19 protein-coding genes and 1 pseudogene are annotated in these 18,371 nt (G+C 71.0%); 12 read left to right on the forward strand and 8 right to left on the reverse strand.

The features are described 5' to 3' along the window. The first annotated feature begins 124 nt into the window (after positions 1 to 124). The 3 genes from ACH4SP_RS14135 (at position 125) to ACH4SP_RS14145 (ending at position 4,609) form a co-directional block, all read left to right on the forward strand. Positions 125 to 1,747, forward strand: coding sequence for an MFS transporter (locus ACH4SP_RS14135; protein ID WP_398414298.1), 1,623 nt, complete (start codon positions 125 to 127; stop codon positions 1,745 to 1,747). A 173-nt stretch (positions 1,748 to 1,920) separates the two neighbouring features. Beyond that, complete coding sequence (locus tag ACH4SP_RS14140; RefSeq protein WP_398414300.1) at positions 1,921 to 4,005, forward strand: PhoX family protein; 2,085 nt, start codon at positions 1,921 to 1,923, stop codon at positions 4,003 to 4,005. Between the two features lie 175 nt (positions 4,006 to 4,180). Then, positions 4,181 to 4,609, forward strand: a complete 429-nt coding sequence (locus ACH4SP_RS14145) for a hypothetical protein (RefSeq protein ID WP_398414302.1) — start codon at positions 4,181 to 4,183, stop codon at positions 4,607 to 4,609. A gap of 13 nt (positions 4,610 to 4,622) precedes the next feature. On the opposite strand, the gene ACH4SP_RS14150 is transcribed toward ACH4SP_RS14145, so the two are convergent. The 6 genes from ACH4SP_RS14150 to ACH4SP_RS14175 all read right to left on the reverse strand — a co-directional run bounded on the left by ACH4SP_RS14150 (position 4,623) and on the right by ACH4SP_RS14175 (position 11,567). Beyond that, positions 4,623 to 6,275 carry an alpha/beta hydrolase gene (locus tag ACH4SP_RS14150; protein WP_398414304.1) on the reverse strand — a complete coding sequence of 551 codons (1,653 nt, stop codon included), beginning with the start codon at positions 6,273 to 6,275 and terminating at the stop codon, positions 4,623 to 4,625. 322 nt (positions 6,276 to 6,597) lie between these two features. Then, positions 6,598 to 8,394: an FUSC family protein gene (locus tag ACH4SP_RS14155; RefSeq protein ID WP_398414307.1), complete on the reverse strand. Its 1,797-nt coding sequence runs from the start codon at positions 8,392 to 8,394 to the stop codon at positions 6,598 to 6,600. A gap of 278 nt (positions 8,395 to 8,672) precedes the next feature. Then, on the reverse strand, positions 8,673 to 8,918 hold the full coding sequence (locus tag ACH4SP_RS14160) for a DUF2630 family protein (protein ID WP_398414309.1): 246 nt from the start codon (positions 8,916 to 8,918) through the stop codon (positions 8,673 to 8,675). Between the two features lie 98 nt (positions 8,919 to 9,016). After that, positions 9,017 to 10,060 carry an endonuclease/exonuclease/phosphatase family protein gene (locus tag ACH4SP_RS14165; RefSeq protein WP_398414312.1) on the reverse strand — a complete coding sequence of 348 codons (1,044 nt, stop codon included), beginning with the start codon at positions 10,058 to 10,060 and terminating at the stop codon, positions 9,017 to 9,019. Positions 10,061 to 10,143: 83 nt separating this feature from the next. Beyond that, positions 10,144 to 10,656, reverse strand: coding sequence for a hypothetical protein (locus ACH4SP_RS14170; RefSeq protein ID WP_398414314.1), 513 nt, complete (start codon positions 10,654 to 10,656; stop codon positions 10,144 to 10,146). 5 nt (positions 10,657 to 10,661) lie between these two features. Next, the gene (locus ACH4SP_RS14175) at positions 10,662 to 11,567 is read right to left on the reverse strand and encodes a hypothetical protein (protein WP_398414316.1); all 906 of its coding nucleotides are present in this window, start codon (positions 11,565 to 11,567) and stop codon (positions 10,662 to 10,664) included. Between the two features lie 200 nt (positions 11,568 to 11,767). On the opposite strand from ACH4SP_RS14175, the gene ACH4SP_RS14180 reads away from it, so the two are divergent. From ACH4SP_RS14180 to ACH4SP_RS14190, 3 genes are all read left to right on the forward strand, one after another. Further along, positions 11,768 to 12,199, forward strand: a complete 432-nt coding sequence (locus ACH4SP_RS14180; RefSeq protein WP_398414318.1) for a hypothetical protein — start codon at positions 11,768 to 11,770, stop codon at positions 12,197 to 12,199. 166 nt (positions 12,200 to 12,365) lie between these two features. After that, on the forward strand, positions 12,366 to 13,358 hold the full coding sequence (locus ACH4SP_RS14185) for an ATP-binding cassette domain-containing protein (protein WP_398414320.1): 993 nt from the start codon (positions 12,366 to 12,368) through the stop codon (positions 13,356 to 13,358). Continuing rightward, positions 13,355 to 14,224: an ABC transporter permease gene (locus ACH4SP_RS14190; protein WP_398414323.1), complete on the forward strand. Its 870-nt coding sequence runs from the start codon at positions 13,355 to 13,357 to the stop codon at positions 14,222 to 14,224. The genes ACH4SP_RS14185 and ACH4SP_RS14190 overlap by 4 nt, the downstream gene beginning before the upstream one ends. Positions 14,225 to 14,228: 4 nt before the next feature. Here the strand turns inward: ACH4SP_RS14190 and ACH4SP_RS14195 are convergent, their stop codons facing one another. Both ACH4SP_RS14195 and ACH4SP_RS14200 read right to left on the reverse strand, forming a co-directional pair. Beyond that, positions 14,229 to 14,633, reverse strand: coding sequence for a hypothetical protein (locus tag ACH4SP_RS14195; protein WP_398414325.1), 405 nt, complete (start codon positions 14,631 to 14,633; stop codon positions 14,229 to 14,231). Positions 14,634 to 14,644: 11 nt separating this feature from the next. Beyond that, positions 14,645 to 15,556 carry a hypothetical protein gene (locus ACH4SP_RS14200; RefSeq protein WP_398414327.1) on the reverse strand — a complete coding sequence of 304 codons (912 nt, stop codon included), beginning with the start codon at positions 15,554 to 15,556 and terminating at the stop codon, positions 14,645 to 14,647. A gap of 366 nt (positions 15,557 to 15,922) precedes the next feature. Here ACH4SP_RS14200 and ACH4SP_RS14205 point away from each other — a divergent pair, with 366 nt between their 5' ends. The 6 genes and pseudogenes from ACH4SP_RS14205 to ACH4SP_RS14230 form a co-directional block, all read left to right on the forward strand. Further along, positions 15,923 to 16,210 carry a hypothetical protein gene (locus tag ACH4SP_RS14205; protein WP_398414329.1) on the forward strand — a complete coding sequence of 96 codons (288 nt, stop codon included), beginning with the start codon at positions 15,923 to 15,925 and terminating at the stop codon, positions 16,208 to 16,210. Next, positions 16,182 to 16,706, forward strand: coding sequence for a DUF6879 family protein (locus ACH4SP_RS14210; RefSeq protein WP_398414330.1), 525 nt, complete (start codon positions 16,182 to 16,184; stop codon positions 16,704 to 16,706). The genes ACH4SP_RS14205 and ACH4SP_RS14210 overlap by 29 nt, the downstream gene beginning before the upstream one ends. 15 nt (positions 16,707 to 16,721) lie before the next feature. Then, positions 16,722 to 17,570, forward strand: a complete 849-nt coding sequence (locus tag ACH4SP_RS14215; RefSeq protein ID WP_398414332.1) for a helix-turn-helix domain-containing protein — start codon at positions 16,722 to 16,724, stop codon at positions 17,568 to 17,570. Between the two features lie 87 nt (positions 17,571 to 17,657). After that, positions 17,658 to 17,867, forward strand: a complete 210-nt coding sequence (locus tag ACH4SP_RS14220) for a hypothetical protein (RefSeq protein ID WP_398414334.1) — start codon at positions 17,658 to 17,660, stop codon at positions 17,865 to 17,867. Continuing rightward, on the forward strand, positions 17,864 to 18,145 hold the full coding sequence (locus tag ACH4SP_RS14225) for a hypothetical protein (protein ID WP_398414336.1): 282 nt from the start codon (positions 17,864 to 17,866) through the stop codon (positions 18,143 to 18,145). The genes ACH4SP_RS14220 and ACH4SP_RS14225 overlap by 4 nt, the downstream gene beginning before the upstream one ends. A gap of 27 nt (positions 18,146 to 18,172) precedes the next feature. Further along, positions 18,173 to 18,367 (forward strand): annotated as a pseudogene (locus ACH4SP_RS14230) (NUDIX domain-containing protein); the annotation flags it as partial. Positions 18,368 to 18,371 lie beyond the last annotated feature (4 nt).

Here is an 18,371-nt window from a genome sequence, read left to right on the forward strand (position 1 = left end):
GCGGCCCACCGTAGCGCACACCGTTTACCCGTTGCGAACACTGTGCGCAGTGCGTACAGTGTTCGCAACGAGAGCACGTCGTACGCAACGCCTTCAACGGGGCGTCGCACAACGGAGGTTGGTCATGGAAGAGATCAAGTCGGCGACGGACACGGCGAGTTCGGCGCGCAACCCGCGCCGCTGGATCATCCTGATGGTGCTGTGCCTGGCCACCCTGGTGCTGGTCATCGACAACATGGCGCTGACCGTCGCAGTCCCCGCCCTCACCGAGGACTTGGGCGCCAGTCCGCAGAACATCCAGTGGGTGCTGGAGAGTTACATCCTGGTCTTCGCCGGACTTCTGCTCACCTCGGGAAGCCTCTCCGACCGGTTCGGCCGGCGCCGGGTGATGATCGTCGGGCTCGGGCTCTTCGGACTCGCCTCGCTGGCAGGGGCGTTCGCCTCCGACCCGGCCCAACTCATCGCCGCACGCACGGTGATGGGGATAGGGGGCGCGCTCGTCATGCCGTCGACCCTCTCCATCCTCATGAACGTCTTCGCCGCCGACGAGCTGCGCAAGGCGATGGCGGTGTGGGGCTCGGTCTCGATGCTCGGCCTGATCGGCGGTCCGGTGCTCGGCGGTGCGCTCGTCACCCACTTCTCGTGGGGTGCGGTCTTCCTGATCAACGTGCCGGTCGCGGTCCTCGCCATCGCCGCGGCGGTCTTCCTGATGCCGGAGTCCAAGGGGCCCTGGAAGAAGGCCGACCCGGTCGGTGCGATCCTCTCTGTCGTCGGCATGGTGGCCCTGGTCTGGACGATCAACGAGCTGCCGAAGGGCGGCCTCTCGCACACCCCGACCCTGATCTCCCTCGCCGTCGCCGTGCTCGGCCTGGCCGCCTTCGTCGGCTGGGAGCTGAAGACCGACGAGCCGATGGTCCCGCTGCGCCTCTTCCGCGACCGCAACTTCGCGGGCGGCAGCCTCTCGCTCACCCTCGTCCAGGTCGCCAACGGCGGTCTGCTCCTGATCGTCACCCAGTACGTGCAGTTCGTCCTCGGCTACTCGCCGACCGAGGCCGGTTCCTCCTTCATCCCGATGGCGCTCGCCGCCCTGGTCTTCAACGGTCTCGGCGCGACGCTCGGCCAGAAGATCGGCAACCGGGCCATGGCCGCGGTCGGCATGACCGTCCTGGCCGGTGGCTTCGTCCTCCTGGGCACGCTCAGCCCGGGTGACGGCTTCGTGCTCCTCGCCGCCGCCATGGTCGCCGTCGGTGCCGGTGCCGGGCTGGCGATGCCCGCCGCGATCACCGCGCTGATGGGTGCGATTCCGGCCGAGCACGCCGGTGTCGGCTCCGCGCTGAACGACACCATCCAGCAGGCCGGTGCGGCCCTCGGCGTCGCCGCCCTCGGCTCGATCCTCACCGCCGGGTACGCGGCCTCGATGCCGGACGCCGCCCCGGCCGCGGCGCGGCACTCCGTCAGCGACGCCCTGGCGCTGGCGGCCCGTACCGGGGACAGCGCACTCGCCCGGACCGCCCGGGACGCCTTCACCTCGGGAATGGGGACGACGTTCCTGGTCAGCGCGGCGGGAGTGCTGGCGGCCGCGGTGGTGGCCTTCCTGATGATGCGGGACCCGAAGAAGTCGGCGGAGCAGGTCGAGTCGGCCGAGCCGGTCGCGGAGACGGCGGCCCCGGCCGAAGGGACTGCGGTTCCGGCCGAGGGGACTGCGGTCCCGGCCGGGGAACAGGTGCCGGCGACCTCCGCCCACTGACCCGAAGGAGGTCACGGTGCCGGTGGTTCTTCCAGTCGGCTGGACTTCACCCCCCGTTCACCCGGCATGCCCCGTGTGCGCCCCGTGCGCCCCCTAATGTCACGGCCGAAAGCCAATCGGTCGGGTGTTCCATCCTGTGCACCACGGCCGCACCATCGGAGGGGACCCGACCCGTGCGCAACCTGCTGCCGCTGCTCAACTCGTCGCCGCACGCCGGCGGACGTTCCGCGCTGACGTGCCGCTACCGCTGCGGTGACGCCTGCTTCCAGGAAGTCCCGAACACCAGCGAGAACGAGTACGTGGGCGACATCATCGCCGGATCGCTGTCCCGCCGCTCGATGATGCGCGCGGCAGCGGTCGTCACCGTCGCCGCGACGGCGGGCGGCGCGCTCGCGGCCGGCGGCACGTCCGAGGCGGTCGCGGCGGACCGGCACCGTCCGGGCAACGGCAACGGCGGCGGTACGAAGTCCTCCGGCGCCAAGGGCCTGCGCTTCACGCCCGTCGCCCCCAACAAGGACGACAAGGTCACCATCCCGGCCGGTTACGAGCAGAACGTCGTCATCCGCTGGGGCGACCCGATCCTGCGCGGCGCGCCCGCCTTCGACCCGGACAAGCAGACGGCGAAGGCGCAGGCCGGCCAGTTCGGCTACAACAACGACTTCCTCTCGCTCCTCCCGATGCGCGGCGAGTTCGGCAGCCGGGAGCGCCAGCTCCTGGTCGCCAACCACGAGTACACGGACGAAGTCCTGATGTTCAAGGGCTACGACGCGGAGAACCCGACCCGCGAGCAGGTCGAGATCGCCTGGGCGGCGCACGGCCTCGGCGTCGTCGTGGTCGAGGAGATGCGCCGGGGCGCGGGCCTGACCGCGGTCCCCCGCCACCACCTCAACCGCCGCATCACGGTCAACACCCCGATGAAGCTGACGGGCCCGGCCGCGGGCTCCAAGCTCCTCCGTACGTCCGCGGACCCGACCGGCACCAAGGTCTTCGGCACCTTCGCCAACTGCGCGGGCGGTACGACCCCCTGGGGCACCACGCTGCACGGCGAGGAGAACTTCAACGGCTACTTCGCCAACGCGGGCGACAACCCCACCGCCACGGACAAGCGCTACGGCATGACCAAGGGCGCGACCGAGCGCAAGTGGGAGCGTTTCGACAAGCGCTTCGACATCAAGCAGGAGCCGCAGGAGTCGCACCGCCACGGCTGGGTCGTCGAGCTCGACCCGTACGACCCGGACTCGACCCCGCGCAAGCGCACGGCGCTCGGCCGCTTCAAGCACGAGGCGGCCCAGCCCCGCCTGACCGACGACGGCCGTCCCGTCGTCTACATGGGTGACGACGAGCGCTTCGACTACCTCTACAAGTTCGTCTCGTCGAAGCGGATGAAGAAGGGCAACTCGCGCGCTGCCCGCGAGCACAACCTCACCCTCCTCGACGAGGGCACGCTGTACGTCGCGAAGCTGACGGGCGACTCCCCGGCCGCCGAGATCGACGGCACCGGCAAGCACCCGAACGACGGCGAGTTCGACGGCACCGGCAGCTGGATCCCGCTGGCCACCGGCTCGAAGTCGCACGTCGCGGGCATGAGCGCCGAAGAGGTGTACGTCTTCACCCGCCTCGCGGGCGACAAGGTCGGCGCCACGAAGATGGACCGCCCGGAGGACGTCGAGCCCTCCCCGCGCACGGGCCGCGTCTACGTCGCCCTCACCAACAACACCGACCGCGGCAAGCCCGGCAAGCCCGGCGCCGACGAGGCCAACCCGCGCAACCTCAACAAGCACGGCCAGATCCTCGAACTCGCCGAGCACTGGGACGACCCGGCGGGCGACTCCTTCTCCTGGCGCCTCTTCCTCGTCGCGGGCGACCCCAAGGACCCCGCCACGTACTTCGCGGGCTTCCCCAAGGACAAGGTCTCCCCGATCTCCTGCCCCGACAACGTCGCCTTCGACGCCCACGGCAACCTGTGGATCTCCACCGACGGCAACCAGCTCGGCTCCCACGACGGCCTGTTCGGCGTCGCCACCGCCGGTGAACGCCGGGGCGAGCTCAAGCAGTTCCTCACCGTCCCGTCCGGCGCCGAGACCTGCGGCCCGCTCATCCAGGACCGCCGCGTCCTGGTCGCGGTCCAGCACCCGGGCGAGCTCGACGGCGCCACCGCGGAGAAGCCGCTCTCGGCATGGCCGGACGGCCCCGGCAAGATGGTCCGCCCGTCGGTCGTCTCGGTCTGGCGCAAGGACGGCCGCGACATCGGGGTGTAGCGCCGATCCGCGGCGGCGTGCGGTGACGCGCGGCGACGTGCCCGGGTCGCGGCCGGTCGGGGGACGGCCGCGACCGGGGCACGGCGTGGCCCTCGCTCCGTACCCCGCGCCTCGTACCCCGCACCCCGTACCCCTGGCTGTTTCCGCAGGTCAGCGGCGGCTTACGCTGCCCGGCATGGAAATGGTGGGGTTCGGGGTGTTCCTGCTGGCGACCTTCGGGGTGCTCTGCGGGTGGCTGGTGTGGCAGCTCGTCGGGCGGTTCCGGTCGATGTTCGGCGGGCTGGTCGCCGAGGGGACGTGCGTGCGGCGGTACTTCACCGAGGGGTCCGAAGGGGGGAGCCACACGCACCACGTGTACGGGTTCACGACGTCGGACGGGCGGTACTGCGAGTTCGAGGAGGACGCGCTCTTCGTGCAGCAGGGGCAGGCGGTGACCGTGCGGTACCGGCTCGGGAAGAATCCGGCGCGGACGGCGACCGTGATGGGGCGCGGCGGGGTGTGGTCGCCGCTGTTCGGGCAGCTCTTCGGGATCACGATCACGGGGGCGTTCACGCTGTTCGGGCTGTTGATGGTGGTGCTCGGGGTGGACAAGCTGGTGGGTTAGCGGGCGTCGGCGGTCAGGCCGCGGGGCAGGTGCCGTTGGTGGGTTTGGCACCGTCGGCGAGGGTGCGGACGACGGCGGCGTTGACGCACGGGTTGCCGTTGAGGGTGGTGCCGTGGAGCTGGCCGGCCACCTTGAGGAGTGCGCCGGGCAGGCGCTTCGCGACCGCTTCCGCGCCGGGGAGCGGGGTGCGCGGGTCGTGTTCCGTGTTGACGATCAGGGGGAGCGGGGCGGTCTTCGCGGTCAGCGGGCCGAGCGGGCCGAGCGGGTCGCGGTCCTCGGCGGGGCGGGGCCATGCGGCGCACGGGACGTACTCGGAGGCGAGCGAGGGGGCGCTCTCCGCCTTCCCGGCGCGCCGGGCGGTGTCCGTGAGCCGGGTGAGGAGTTCCTTGGTGTCGCGCGGCCAGGGGAAGTCCGCGCAGTGGTTGCCGAGGGTGAGGGCGAGCGTGGGCGGGGTGGGTTTGGTGGCAGCCGCGACGTCCTTCGGGAAGCCCTTGGCGGCGTACGCCTTCAGGTCGGCGTAGGGGGTGGCGTCCGGGGTTTCCGTGCCGCCGGGCGTGTTCGCGGGGGGCTGGAGGGCGTCGGCGGCCCTGGCGACGGCGCGGCTGAAGCCGGGCCAGTCGGAGGGGACCACCATGACCGCCTCGGCCGCCTTGAGCAGGTCGGGGGTCCTGGCGGCCACCTGGGCGAGTGGCTTGTCCGGGTCAGGGGCGAGTGCGCACTCGGCGGGTCCTGACACGGTGCACCAGGCGCGGAAGCCCGCGGTGTACGAGCGCAGCTTGGCGGCGGCCTGTGCGGCGGGGGTCTCGCCCTTGGTGCCGGAGGCCGTCTCCAGGTCGAGGACGCCGTCGACGGCGATCTGTGCGCCCGTACGGTCCGGGTCGGCGGTGCCGTCGAGCACGGCGGCCCGGACCCGGTCGGGGTGGTTGTTCAGGTACTCCTGGCCGAGCAGGGTGCCGTACGAGCTCAGGAGCAGGCTGATCTTGTCCTCGCCGAGGGCGAGCCGGATGGACTCCAGGTCGGCGGCGGCGTCGCGGGTGCCCAGGTGGGCGGTCAACTCACCGTACTTGGCACGGCACTTGGCGACGTAGGCCGTCGATGCGCGGGTGACGGCGGTGAGGGTGGCGGGGTCGGCGGCGGTGGCCTTGGCGGGGTCGTCGGTGAGGGCCAGGTCCTTGACCGCCTCGCCCGGTTCGCCGCAGTCCACCGGGGTGCTCGCCCCGGAGCCGCGCCGGTCGAAGCCCACGATGTCGTAGAGGGCGCGGAGCTGGGGCGGGAGCAGGGCGGCCGAGGTGTAGAGACCGGGGAGGCCGGGGCCGCCCGGGTCCATCACGAGCGCGCCGACGCGGCGTTTGCGGTCGGTGGCGGGGAGCCGTGACACCGCCAGTTCGAGCGTCCCCGAACCGGGCTTCGCCGCGTCCACCGGCACCTTCAGCGTGGTGCACTCGCGGGTCGGCTGGCCGGTGAGGGGGCAGTCCTCCCAGTCGGCCTCGGGCGTGGGGACGGGCGGGACGGGAGGGGCGGCCTGGGTGCTGCGGGAGGCCGGGGGTGCGGAGGGGGAGGTGGCGGCGGTGGGGGTGTCGTCGCTGCCGCCGCAGGCGGTGAGGGCGAGGGTGAGGGTCAGGGCGGCGGCGAGGGCCGATCGCGTGAAGCGCGCGCGGGACGGCACGGTGCGGCCCGCTGTCTCGGGGGCTCTCCGCGTCCGACGGCCGGATTCCGCCGCCGTACGCCGCACTGATTCGTGTCGCTCTGCTGGCACTGCGTGCGCCTCTCTCGCTGCTTCTTGTCGGTTCTCGCCCGATTATTGCCGGTTTACTGCTGGTTCTCTCCGGCTCCCTCCGGTTCTGGCTGTTTCCTGCCGTTGCGACCTTGGGGCCAAGGGTGAGCGTGTCCGTGGGGGACCGCATGCGCTGGGCCCCGTATGGGCGATCCGTGGGCGGCCGGGCGCATGGGCGACAGGGGGGCTACGGGTGACCGGCTCGGGCGCGGTCTCACCTCCGGGGGGACGCGATCGCCCGTGCCGCCAGGACTTCCTGGCGCAGTGGGGCGAGCACGTCGTCCGGGCCGGCTCCGTCGCTCGCGGCGCCCGGCAGGTCCGCCCGTACCGACACCAGGGTGGTGGAGCCCCTCAACCCCTCCGACAGCGCGCGGAGTTGGCCGGCGATGGCCGCCACGTCCGAGGGGGCGGGCGGCGGTGCGCCGTGCTCGACGCGTACGTGGGCGGCGGTCGTGGCGTCCACGATGCGCTCGACCGCGATGACCAGCGGCCACCAGGCGGCGGCCCGGCGGCCCATGGGCGGAGGCTCGGTCAGGGCGCGCTGGAACTCCGTACGGACGGACATGAGGTCGCGGTAGAGGCGGCGGCGGGAGTGGGCGCGGGCGACCGTGTCCGCAGCGGAGCGGGCGTCGGCCGGGAAGGCCAGCGCGACGTGGTCGGCCGTGTCGGACACCGCCTTGGCGAGGCGGTCGCCGACCCTCGTGCCCCAGCTCTCGGGCCACAGCAGATAGCCCGCCACCAGCGCGATCCCGCAGCCGATCAGCGAGTCGAGGAGCCGTGGGGCGATCAGGCCGAAGCCCTGCCGGTTGAGGAGGTCGGAGAGGAGCAGGATGACGGGCGTGATGGCGGCGGTCTGGTAGGCGTAGCCGCGCTGCGAGAGGAACGGGATGAGGGCGGCGAGCACCGCCATCACCGGTACGTCCCACCAGCCGCGCGGGATCTGCGAGAGGACGGCCGCCGCGACGACCAGGCCGGCCGCGGTGCCGACGGCGCGCAGCACCGCGCGGGAGAAGACCGAGCCGAAGTCCGGCTTCATGACGAACACGATGGTCAGGGTCACCCAGTAGGAGCGGGGGACGTCGATGAGGGAGACCAGGCACTGGGCGAGCCCGATGCAGGTCGCCAGGCGCAGCCCGTAGCGCCAGGAGGTGCCGGAGCGCAGCACGTTACGGGTGGTGCGGCGGACGCGGACGCGGAGGGACGCGGGGCGGCCGAGCCGGTCGTCGATGTTGTACGGGTCGGGGTCCTCGTCGCGGGCGACCTGCGCGGCGTGGTGCAGGGCCTCGTCGAGGGCGCGGGCGGCCGGGGTGGCGGGGCGCGGGCAGAGCGGGGGACGGGCGGTGTGCGGGGCGCCGTGCTCGATGGCGTCGGCGAGGTTGCGTACCGTCGCGGGGATCTCGGCGGGCAGCGCGCCGCCCTGGAAGTGCACGGCGGGGGCGGCTTCGAGCAGCGGGATCAGGGCGTTGAGCTGGGCCAGGCTGCGGACCAGGGTGCCGCGGCGGCCGTGTTCGCGGGTGCGGCGGGCCAGGATCAGGTCGTACGAGTGGTTGAGGGACGCGGAGACGGCCTGGCGGCGGTCGGCGTAGTCGGGGGTGCCGGCGGCTTCGAGGAGGGCGGCGACCTCGCGGTACACGGACGAGACCGCGACGCGCTCCGGAACACCGCCGCGCCAGGGCCAGCCGAGGAGCGTGAGGAGGAGGACGAGCAGGCCGCCGAGGGTGAGGAGGGCGGGGGCCAGCCACCAGGGCCCCGGCATCGGCAGGCCCGCGCCGACGGTGGCGTTGAGGAGGAGCAGGAGTCCGCAGACGGAGGCCACCGCGCCGATGGAGGAGATCATTCCGGAGATCAGGGCGAGGGCGGTGAGCACGCCGACCGCGACCCAGCCGTGGCCGAAGACGAGCGCGCCGAGGGTGACGCCGACCGCGCCGAAGAGCTGCGGCACCGCGATGTTGAACAGCCGCATCCGGTACGCGTCGGCGGTGTCGCCGATGACGGCGGAGAGCGCCCCCATGGAGACCAGCGCCCCGTACGCCACCCGGTCGAGAAGCAGCCCTGCGACGAGCGGCAGGGCGAGCGCGAGGGCGGCACGGACCAGGGCGGCCCAGGGAATGCCCGGAGAGGCGGGCGCGGGCCGCAGCCCGGCGACCAGCCAGGGCGGGGGGAGGAGGGTGGCGCGGGGGCGGGCGTGCGAGGGCGTGCGGGAGGGAGTGGTGCCGGTGGTGTCCCCGGGGCCGGTGGAGTCCCCGGGGCCGGTGGAGTCCCCGGGGTCGGTGGTGTCCTGCGGGCCGTTCAGCTGAGGTAGCCCTCGACCTCGTCGGGCGGACGGACTGCCGCCTCGTCCGGGTTCTCGCCGAACTCCGACTTGGCGCGGCGCTGGCGCAGCAGGTCCCAGCACTGGTCGAGGTGGACCTCGACGGCCTTCAGCCGCGCCTTCCCGTCGGCGTCGAGGCCCGGAGTGCCCGCGGCGCGACTGCGCAACTCCCGTTCCTCTGCGACCAGTTCGTCGATCCGGCCGATGATCTCGGGGGTGTCCATCCGGTGGCCCGCCTCTCGCTCGCCCTCCTCCCAGGGTGGGCGAGAAAGCCGGGCACCGCATCCGGGCGGGCGGCAATCGGGTCGGCGGGCTTCAGGCCTCAGGTTCCCTGGCCCCCGTGCAGCTCCAGCTCCACCAGGAGCGCCCGGTGGTCGGTTCCCGTGAAGTCCAGGAAGCGCGCGTTACGCACCCCGAATTCCCTGCTCACCAGCACGTGGTCGATCTGCGCCCCCAGCGGCGGCGCCGTCTTCGCGGGCCAGGTCGGCGTGCGGGAAGCTCCCGCGAGCGTCGCGCTGTCGCGCAGCCCCGCCCCCGCGTCGAGCACGCGCCGGAACGCCGCGTGGTCCTGCGACGCGTTGAAGTCCCCCGCCACGATCGTCGGACCGCTCCCCGCCGCGACGTACGCCCGGATCGCCCCCAGTTCGCTCTCCCACCGGTCCACGAGCCGGGGCACCGGCGGCAGCGGATGCGCGAGCTGGAGCCGCACCTGCCGGCCGCCGACGACGGCGACCGCGCCCGGCATGGCCAGCGCGGAGGCGATTCCGGGGGCCGGTCGCAGCGGGTGGGTGCTGAGGATCGCGGAGCCCTCCGCGCCGCTCGCCTCGACGACCTTGCGGTACGGGTACGAGGCCGCCGGGAGTTTTCGGGCGAGGGCACGCGAGCAGGGGTGGTTGCACTCCTGTACGTACACGAGGTCCGGCTTCTCGCGGCGTACGGCGGCGATCAGATCGTCCGTCGCCCCGCCGAACTCGACGTTCGCGGTGAGCACGCGCAGCTGCGCGACGACCGGCCCCCGGCTCGTGTCCAGGTCTCCGTACGGCTGCAGGAACCAGCCGTTCACGGCCGCCAGTACGAGCGCGAGGCCGATCAGCACCGGCCGCCGCGCGAACGCGGCAAGCAGCAGGGCGGCGCCCGTCGGGACCAGCAACCACGGGAGGAACGCCAGGAGTTGGGGGACCGGCGTGATGCCGTCGACGTCGGCGGCCCGGCATCCGACGACCGTGCCCGTACCGGCGACGAGCAGCCCGGCGGCCCATGCGGCGGCCCGCCGCCACCGGTGGGTGACGGCGGGCCGGGCCGGGCCTTCGGCGGGTTCGGGGTGTTCAGGGCGTTCCGGGTCGAGGCGTGCCTCTCGGGTGTCCAAGGAATTCCCCTCACCGATTACTGCTCACCGCGTCTCGCGTACGTCGACGAACGCAGTGTCCCTCAGCGGGGGTGAGGCCGCAGTCAGTGCCGCAGCGCCTTCCCGACCTCCGCCTTGACGTCGCCCTGGAGCGTGCGGTTGCTGCGCGCGGTGGCAGTGGCGTCCTTGCCCGCCGCGACGTCCTTGAGGGTGACGACGACGGTGTCCAGGAGGTTGCCGTCCGCGTCGCGGAAGTTGACCTGGACCAGGTAACTCTCGTTCTTCGTCTGCTTGTTGGTGGCGGTGACCTCGGTGGCGGAGCGGTCGCCTTCGGCCTTCACATCGCCGAGCTTCACCTCGTCCTTGGCGTCGGTGCCGTCCTTGACCTCGGCGAGCTTGGCCGAGGCGGAGGCAGAGGCGGACGCGTACGCCTCCTTGGCCTTCTCCTTGACCTCTCCGGCCTTGGCGGTGGCGCTCGCGGCCACCTCCCCGGCCTTCTGGGTGGCGTTGGAGACGACGTCCGAGGCCTTCGACTTGTCGTCTTCGCCGCAGGCGGAGACGGTCAGGGCGAGGAGGGCGGCGAGAGCGGCGGCGCTGGCTGTACGGATGATCTTCATGCGCGTCACCTTGCGTCGCTGCCCGCTGCATCGCGAGGCGAGTGGGCCGAACGGGTCAGCGGACCGCTCTCCCGCCGCCGCCCCGCCACCCACCACGCTCCCCCGGCCCCCGCAGCCACCACGAGCCCCACGGCCCCCACTGCCCACGCCGTGGTGCGCAGCGCCCCCGTGAGCGTCGAGTACACGGCCTCGGCCGCCGCCCGGCCGACGTCCTGCGGGAGGTCCGTCAGGGCCAGGTTGTGGGCGACGGCGAGGGCGAGCGCCAGCAGCAGCGCCCCGGCCACCAGTGCGAGACCGGCCAGCGCGGTGGTGAGCAGGCGGCGGCCCCGTACGGCGAGCAGGATCGAGCCCACCACCAGCAGCGCGGTCACCGGCGGCAGCCAACGGGCAGTAGGGGCAAGGGTGTGGTAGACGGTGCGCCAGGTGTCGAGCTGGTCGGTCCGCAGGAGGGTGATGTCGGTGTGGACGACCGGGATGCGCCCGGCGAGCGGTACGCCGTCGTCCGTGAGCCGCTGTTTCAGCTCGGCGATGACGGGCGCCAGGTCGAGGGCGACGGTGTCGCCGGAGCCCTTGTCGGCGGTGAGGGCGTTGCGGAGGGCGTCGTGGGTGACGCGGCTGACGGTGTTCCACGCCTTGTCGTACGTATCCGTGCCGGCGAAGGAGCGGGCCGCCTCGCCGAGCAGCCGCTCGGCGCCGTTCTGCAGCGGACCGAGGTCGACCTGCTTCATGATCTCGCTGGTCAGCCGGTCCGTGACCGCTTTCTGTACGTCGGGGTCTTCGGCCAGCGGCGCCATGGTGGTGACGTACCGCCCGGTGTCCTCGATCCCGGCGTCCGCCCACACCGCGACCGCGTTCACCGGTACGAGCAGTGCGACGAGGGCGAGCAGCAGGGGAGGGAGGAATCGGCGCATGGCCCCCAGCCAAGGGCAGCGCCGCGCGGGCCGCGAGCGGGGCGCCGCCGGAACGGTGAGGCGATCCGTGCTCCACCCGTGATCCCCCGCGCCCACCCGTGATCCCCCGCGCCCACCCGTGATCCACTTGCCGGTCCCGGCCGACGGGTGTGACCTGGAGGGGAGCAGGGGGGTCGCTTCGAGGACCGAGGAGTCGTCGGATGGGCGCACACGCAGCAGCACCAGGACATGCCTCACGAGTACCCGGACACACCTCAGGTACCTCACACACCTCAGGCACCGCCCACGCCTCGCGCGCAAGCTGGGGCATCCCCCTCACCCTGGGCGTTGTCTACGGCGTCTACATCGCCTTCATGGCGCGCGGCAGCTCCCCCCTGACCTGGGCGAACGTCGGGCTGGGCGTGCTGTGCGGGGTCATCATGACCGCGATCGCGTACGGCGTCGGCAAGGCCGGCAAGCGCCTCGGCCCCGGCCAGCGCGCGCTCTCGTTCGCCGTGCCCTTCGGGGCGGGGATGGGCTTCCTCTTCAGCCTCGGCGGAGCCAGCATCCTCACCTCGGTGGTGTACGCGCTGGCCCTCTTCGCGGGCATGCTCGTGGCGTCGTACTACGCCTTCTACTCGCACGCACCCTAGGCCTGCCACTCGCGCACTCCCTGCCACCCGGCGGAGGAAAATTGGTCGACATCACCCAACTCCCTTCAGATACGGTCGAGTTGGGTACGAGGGCCACGCATGCCCCGCACTCGGAGTAGAACACCTGTCTGTACTGCACGTGCCGAAGAAGCAGGGGTACGGGAACGTGAGCCACCCAGTCACCACCACCACCTCGGAAATCGCGATCGAAACCACCGGCCTGGTCAAGGTGTTCGGTGAGAACCGCGCAGTCGACGGCATCGACCTCTCCGTCCCCACCGGCACCGTCTACGGCGTCCTGGGTCCCAACGGCGCGGGCAAGACCACCGCGGTCAAGATGCTCGCCACCCTCCTGCGCCCGGACGGCGGCAGCGCCCGTGTCTTCGGCAAGGACGTGGTGAAGGACGCGGACGCGGTACGTTCCCGGGTCAGCCTCACCGGCCAGTACGCCTCCGTGGACGAGGACCTCACGGGCAGCGAGAACCTGATCCTCCTCGCCCGTCTGCTCGGCCACTCGAAGCCCAACTCCCGTTCCCGCGCTGCCCAGTTGCTCGAAGCCTTCGGTCTGACCGAGGCGTCCGCCAAACAGGTCAAGAACTACTCCGGCGGCATGCGGCGCCGCATCGACATCGCCGCGTCCATCCTCAACACCCCCGACCTGCTCTTCCTGGACGAGCCCACCACCGGCCTCGACCCGCGCAGCCGCAACCAGGTCTGGGACATCGTCCGCGCGGTCGTCGCGCAGGGCACCACGGTCCTCCTCACCACCCAATACCTGGACGAAGCAGACCAGTTGGCCTCGCGCATCGCCGTCATCGACCACGGCAGGGTCATTGCCGAGGGGACGAAGGGCGAGCTGAAGGCGTCGGTCGGCTCCGGCTCCGTACACCTGCGGCTGCGCGAGGCGGACCAGCGCGCCGAGGCGGAGCGCATCCTCGCCGAATCCATGAACGCGACGGTCCAACTCGACCCGGATCCGGTCGCGTTGACGGCAACGGTCGACGGCCACAGCAGCGACAGGGGCGCCGCCGAACAGGCCGCAGCCGCACTCGCCGCACTCGCCCGCTCCGGCATCACCGTCGACAGTTTCGCGCTCGGCCAGCCCAGCCTCGACGAGGTCTTCATGGCCCTCACGGACAAGAAGGGGGCCGCGGCATGAGTACGGCACCGACGACCACCACGACCAAGCAGGACGCCGCCGAACTCCTCCTCGAAGCCCCCAAGGTCGACGAACTCGCCGCGCTGCTCGTCGCCAAGGACCGCCCGCCGCGCCCGAGCGCGCTCTCGGCGTCGTTCACCTTCGGCTGGCGGGCGATGCTCAAGATCAAGCACGTACCGGAACAGCTCTTCGACGTCACGGCCTTCCCGATCATGATGGTCCTGATGTACGCCTACCTCTTCGGCGGCGCACTGGCGGGATCCGTCTCCTCCTACATCCAGTTCCTCCTCCCCGGCGTCCTGGTGATGTCCATCGTCATGATCACGATGTATACGGGCGTGGCCATCAACACCGACATCTCCAAGGGCGTCTTCGACCGCTTCCGCACCCTCCCGATGTGGCGCCCGGCCCCGATGGTCGGCTACCTCCTCGGCGACGTCGTCCGCTATCTGATCGCCTCGGTGGTCATCCTGGCCGTGGGCCTGATCATCGGCTACCGCCCGCAGGGCGGCGTGCTGGGCGTGGCGGCCGGTGTCGTCCTGCTCATGATCTTCTCGTTCGCCTTCTCGTGGATCTGGACGATGTTCGGCCTGATGCTGCGCTCCGAGAAGTCGGTGATGGGCGTCAGCATGATGGTGATCTTCCCGCTCACCTTCCTCTCCAACGTCTTCGTCGACCCGAAGACGATGCCGGGCTGGCTCCAGGCCTTCGTGAACAACAGCCCGGTCAGCCATGTGGCAACCGCCGTAAGGGAGTTGATGGCGGGCAACTGGCCGGGCGCGGACATCGCGTGGTCGCTGGGCTGGGCGGCACTGTTCCTGGTGGCGTTCGGGACGGCGACGATGCGGCTCTACAACCGGAAGTAGTGCCTCAGCCCTTGCCGCAGGTCGGCACCACGACGACCTGCCACTCGTCCTCGTACACGACCCGCCCCGGGGCACCGGCCGACCGGACCTCGACGCACTCGACGCCATGGGCGTCCAGGATCTCCAGATATCCGGGAACGCGCGCGATCAGTCCGGTCGAGGTGCTCTTGAACCAGGCGACCGCACCGGGGTTCACGGAGTGGTCGTAGACACTCGGGTCGATGCTCGACGGCTCGGGGTACGCGGCGTCGTACCAGTCGTTGTTGGCCCGCCGGAACACCTCCTGCTCCGGGGTCAGTTTCCCGTCCCTGGCAAGGCCGTTGACCAGCGCGAAGACGCCGGGAAAGTGGCCACGTGGGTGTGGGGCGGTGCCCTGGAACCGTACGTAGCGCGCAGCTTCATCCCTCATGCCGAGGGATGCTACGACGTCGCCGCGAGCCCTCCGTGGCCGCCCAGCATCCCTTCCCTCGGCGGCCACACCTCCCGCAACTGGCGCCGCAGCGTCGCCGCCTTCCCGCGTACGACGTCGGCGGCCAGGCCCTTCCTCTCCGGGACGTACGGCTGGCTGCGGCACGGCCTGCACAGTCCACCCGGCAGCGCCGCCGCCTCACCGGGCACCCCGCACTCCCGGCACTCCAGGATCGGCCTGCCCTGCCGGGGCTCGGGCAGCGGCGGTGGCAGCTTCTTGACCAGCTTCTGCTGCACGAAGGCGAAGGGGCTGAAGACGACGGCCGGCAGGATCATCGCCAGCGAGTTCATCAGCCGTTCCTCGGAGGCCCCGCGCCGGAACCACTCCGCCGCGTACGGGATCAGCTCCACGCACTCGTTGTCGGACAACGGCAGCTTGGGCGCGCGGTGCGAGAGCCGTGACAGCGCCCGGTAGGCGCGCCGCTCCGGCTCCCCAGGTGTGTCGGCGACCTCTTCCGGGTGGTTCTCGGTCTCCTCGTCGGTGAGGTGCGAGCGCCACCAGGCGTCGGGGCGGGCGGTACGGGAGAAGTAGGTGCGGGTGACGCGCAGGGTCCGGCCGTCCGCGTCGACCACGGTGTCCACCTGGTGAAAGAGATGACCTGCGGCTTTGAGGCGGCGCAGCGCGGTTGCGACGGCCATCTGCCCGTACCCGGCGATCTCCTGGGAGAGGGCCTTGATACCGATGTTGGAGCCGTCGGGCAGCCGGTCGATGTAGTACGCGATGGCGGCTTCGCGGTGCGCGAGGTGGTCGAAGTCGCTCGCGGTGCGGGGGAGTTGGTGCGGCGCGGTCCGCTTTCCGTACCCGGGGGCGGACATCGGGTGCGCGGGGCGGGACGGGGCAGGACTAAGCTGTTCGACAGCCATGGTGATCGCCTCACGATCGTTCTGTGGTCAGACCCCCGATGCGGTGTTACAGCACCCTCGGGGGTCGTTCTGTTTCTGTTGCGACGCACAGTACACGCTCGTCACGTCAAGTCGCCACACGGTCACAATTTGCCATCTGGCGTGGTGGGTAAGCGAGTTGGCGCCTCGCGCACACCTGCGCGCCCACGCGTGCGCGTACGTACGCGGGAAAGGGTGGGGGGTGGGGTAGGGCATTGCCGTCCGTCCCCAAGAGAAAGCATCCCGACCACCGGATCTCGGGTCCTTCTCGTGTGCTGCCGCACGGTGGAGAATTCTGTTGAACTTGCCCCGCAAAAGGCGCTCTTGACGGCACTCCCAGGAGGAGTGATGGTCGTGGAAGGTTGTAGAAGCCACGGCGCACCGGAGGCGGCAATGGCCCTGCGGTTCATCTCCAAGGACCCGAACACGGATGGGGCGAACTGCCCTACGGCATGGGTGGACGAGGCAACCCAAGAGCTGGTGTTCCAAGGACGGAAGGCCGATGAGGAGACTCAGGCCGAATGTCTGGAATCGGGTCCGATTCCTGACTATGAAACGGTAGTTCGACTGCCGCTGAGCATGGTGGCCGCAATTCGGGAGGCTTGTGATGTGGCGGAGCGCGCCGCCGTTCGGTGAACTGCTGGAGAGCTGCCAGCGGTCTGCGGTTCACCTGGAGATGCGGGACCACTATGACGACCCGGACGAGAAGCCCCGGGTGGATGCCTGGAAAGCCGGGCATCGCCCCGATCCTGACGATCGCGCGTCGTGGTGGCGTCCGTGGCTGGACATGGTGTCCGAGACTGTTGCCCGAGGGGTGGTGGTTCGTCGGGCCCGGATCGTCTCGGAGCCCGTCAGTGAATACACGCGGTACCTGTACGACGGGACGTTCACGAATGTGGCAGGGGGTGAGCTGATTCGCTGGCTTCCCCGTCGGCGGGCGTCCGACTTGGCGTTGCCCGGCAATGACTTCTGGCTGTTCGACGACCGGCTGGTGCGCTTCGGGTACTTCTCCGGGGAGGGCGCATACCTGGGCGACGACGTGACGGACGAGCCCCATGTGGCGAAGCTGTGCGCCGACGCGTTCGAGGCTGTGTGGGAGCGGGCGACACCGCACGAGGAGTACAGGATCTGACGGCTCGAACCGCCCATGCCTGCGTCTACTTCTACCAGTGTCGAAGCTGCCAGAAAGGCCGTCGCCGACAGGCTTCGCGAGATCCGTAGAGATGCCGGGCTGTATGCCAAGGACGTTGCTGCGCACACCGGTTGGTATGCGTCCAAGGTGTCTCGGCTGGAGAATGGCACCACGCCCCCGAGTGATGACGACATCCGCGCGTGGTGCCGTGCCTGCGGTGCAGAGGACCAGGCCGCCGACGTGATCGCGGCCTCACGTACGGCCGAGAGCGCGTACGTCGAATGGCGGCGGTTGCAGCGCACCGGTCTGCGCCGGCTGCAAGAGTCCTATGTCCCGTTGTTCGAGCGCACACGGGTGTTCCGGATCTACTGCTCCAACGTCGTGCCGGGCCTGCTCCAGACGGATGCGTACGCCCATGCGCTGCTGTCGTCCATCGCTGAGTTCCGGGGTGCCCCGGACGACGTATCCGCAGCCGTGGCCGCCCGCTTGGAACGCTCTCGGGTCATCCGGGAGGGGAACCACCGGTTCGCCCTGCTGGTTGAGGAAGCGGTGCTGCGCCATCGAGTGGGCGATGCGGAAGCCATGGCGGGCCAACTCGGCCACCTGCTCTCGGTGATGGCCCTTCCGGCTGTTTCGCTGGGCGTGATCCCCTTCTCTGCGGAGCGCCGGATGTGGATGGTCGAGACGTTCAGCGTCTACGACGAGGAGCAGGCACAAGTCGAGCTGCTTACGGCACAGGTGAATGTTTCTGCGCCGAGCGAGGTGCGGCAGTACCTCAGGGCATTCGGCGAATTCTCCAAGCTGGCAGTCCACGGGGCGGAGGCGAGGGCGCTGATCACTTCGGCCGTGGACGCGTTGGAGTAACTGCCGTAGAACTCCGTAGAAGTGGCTGGGCATTCGTTCACCGGGCTCTCTAGCGTCGTCTCGTAGCAACACGCGAGGAGACGGCGAATGAGCGACTGCACACGGACTACGTACCGGGTCGACAGCACGGGCAAGCTGGGTGAGGTGGTTGCGGAGGATCCGGCGGGGACCGTGTGGCTCCGGCCGCCCGGCGGTGGGGCCGAGTGGTCCGTGCAGCCGGACGACCTTCGGGTCCCGACGGCGGACGAGCTGAAGACGGCGCGGCTGCTGTCGACCCCGGTGGGGGGTGTCCGGTGAGTGCACACCACGGGGTGCAAGGCCCCCCGCTCGACCTCCCGCTGCCCTCGTTCGCGAACGACGAGCCGCAACCCGCACTCGGCTGCGAGTGCTGCGCCCTCTCGGCCGAGTGGCGGCGCGCCCACACGGACGGCTACGGCCCGCACTACGACCTGTCCAAGCGGGTGGACTGCAACGTCGAGATCCGCAACCACCCGCACAGCCCACCGCTCTTCCACGGGCTGCCGAAAGCCCCGCCCCTGAACGCGAAGGGACTCCGGCAGTGGTGCCGGTCCTGAGGTGACACGTGAACCCCTCGGGCCCCGTTGGCCCAGCATCGCGGGTGCCGCCCGGTGAAGGACTTCCTCGTGGTCAACCCGACGTACAAACCGGGCTGGGACCTCCCGGGCGGCATGTCCGAGGCCAACGAGCCCCCACACGTGACAGCGGTACGGGAGCTCAAGGAAGACGCCGGAACCCTGGATTCGGAGTCGACGGCAGCGCTCCGGCCGCACGACGACGTAC

The sequence above is a fragment of the Streptomyces sp. NPDC021093 genome (assembly GCF_044333135.1).
Classification (GTDB): Bacteria; Actinomycetota; Actinomycetes; order Streptomycetales; family Streptomycetaceae; genus Streptomyces.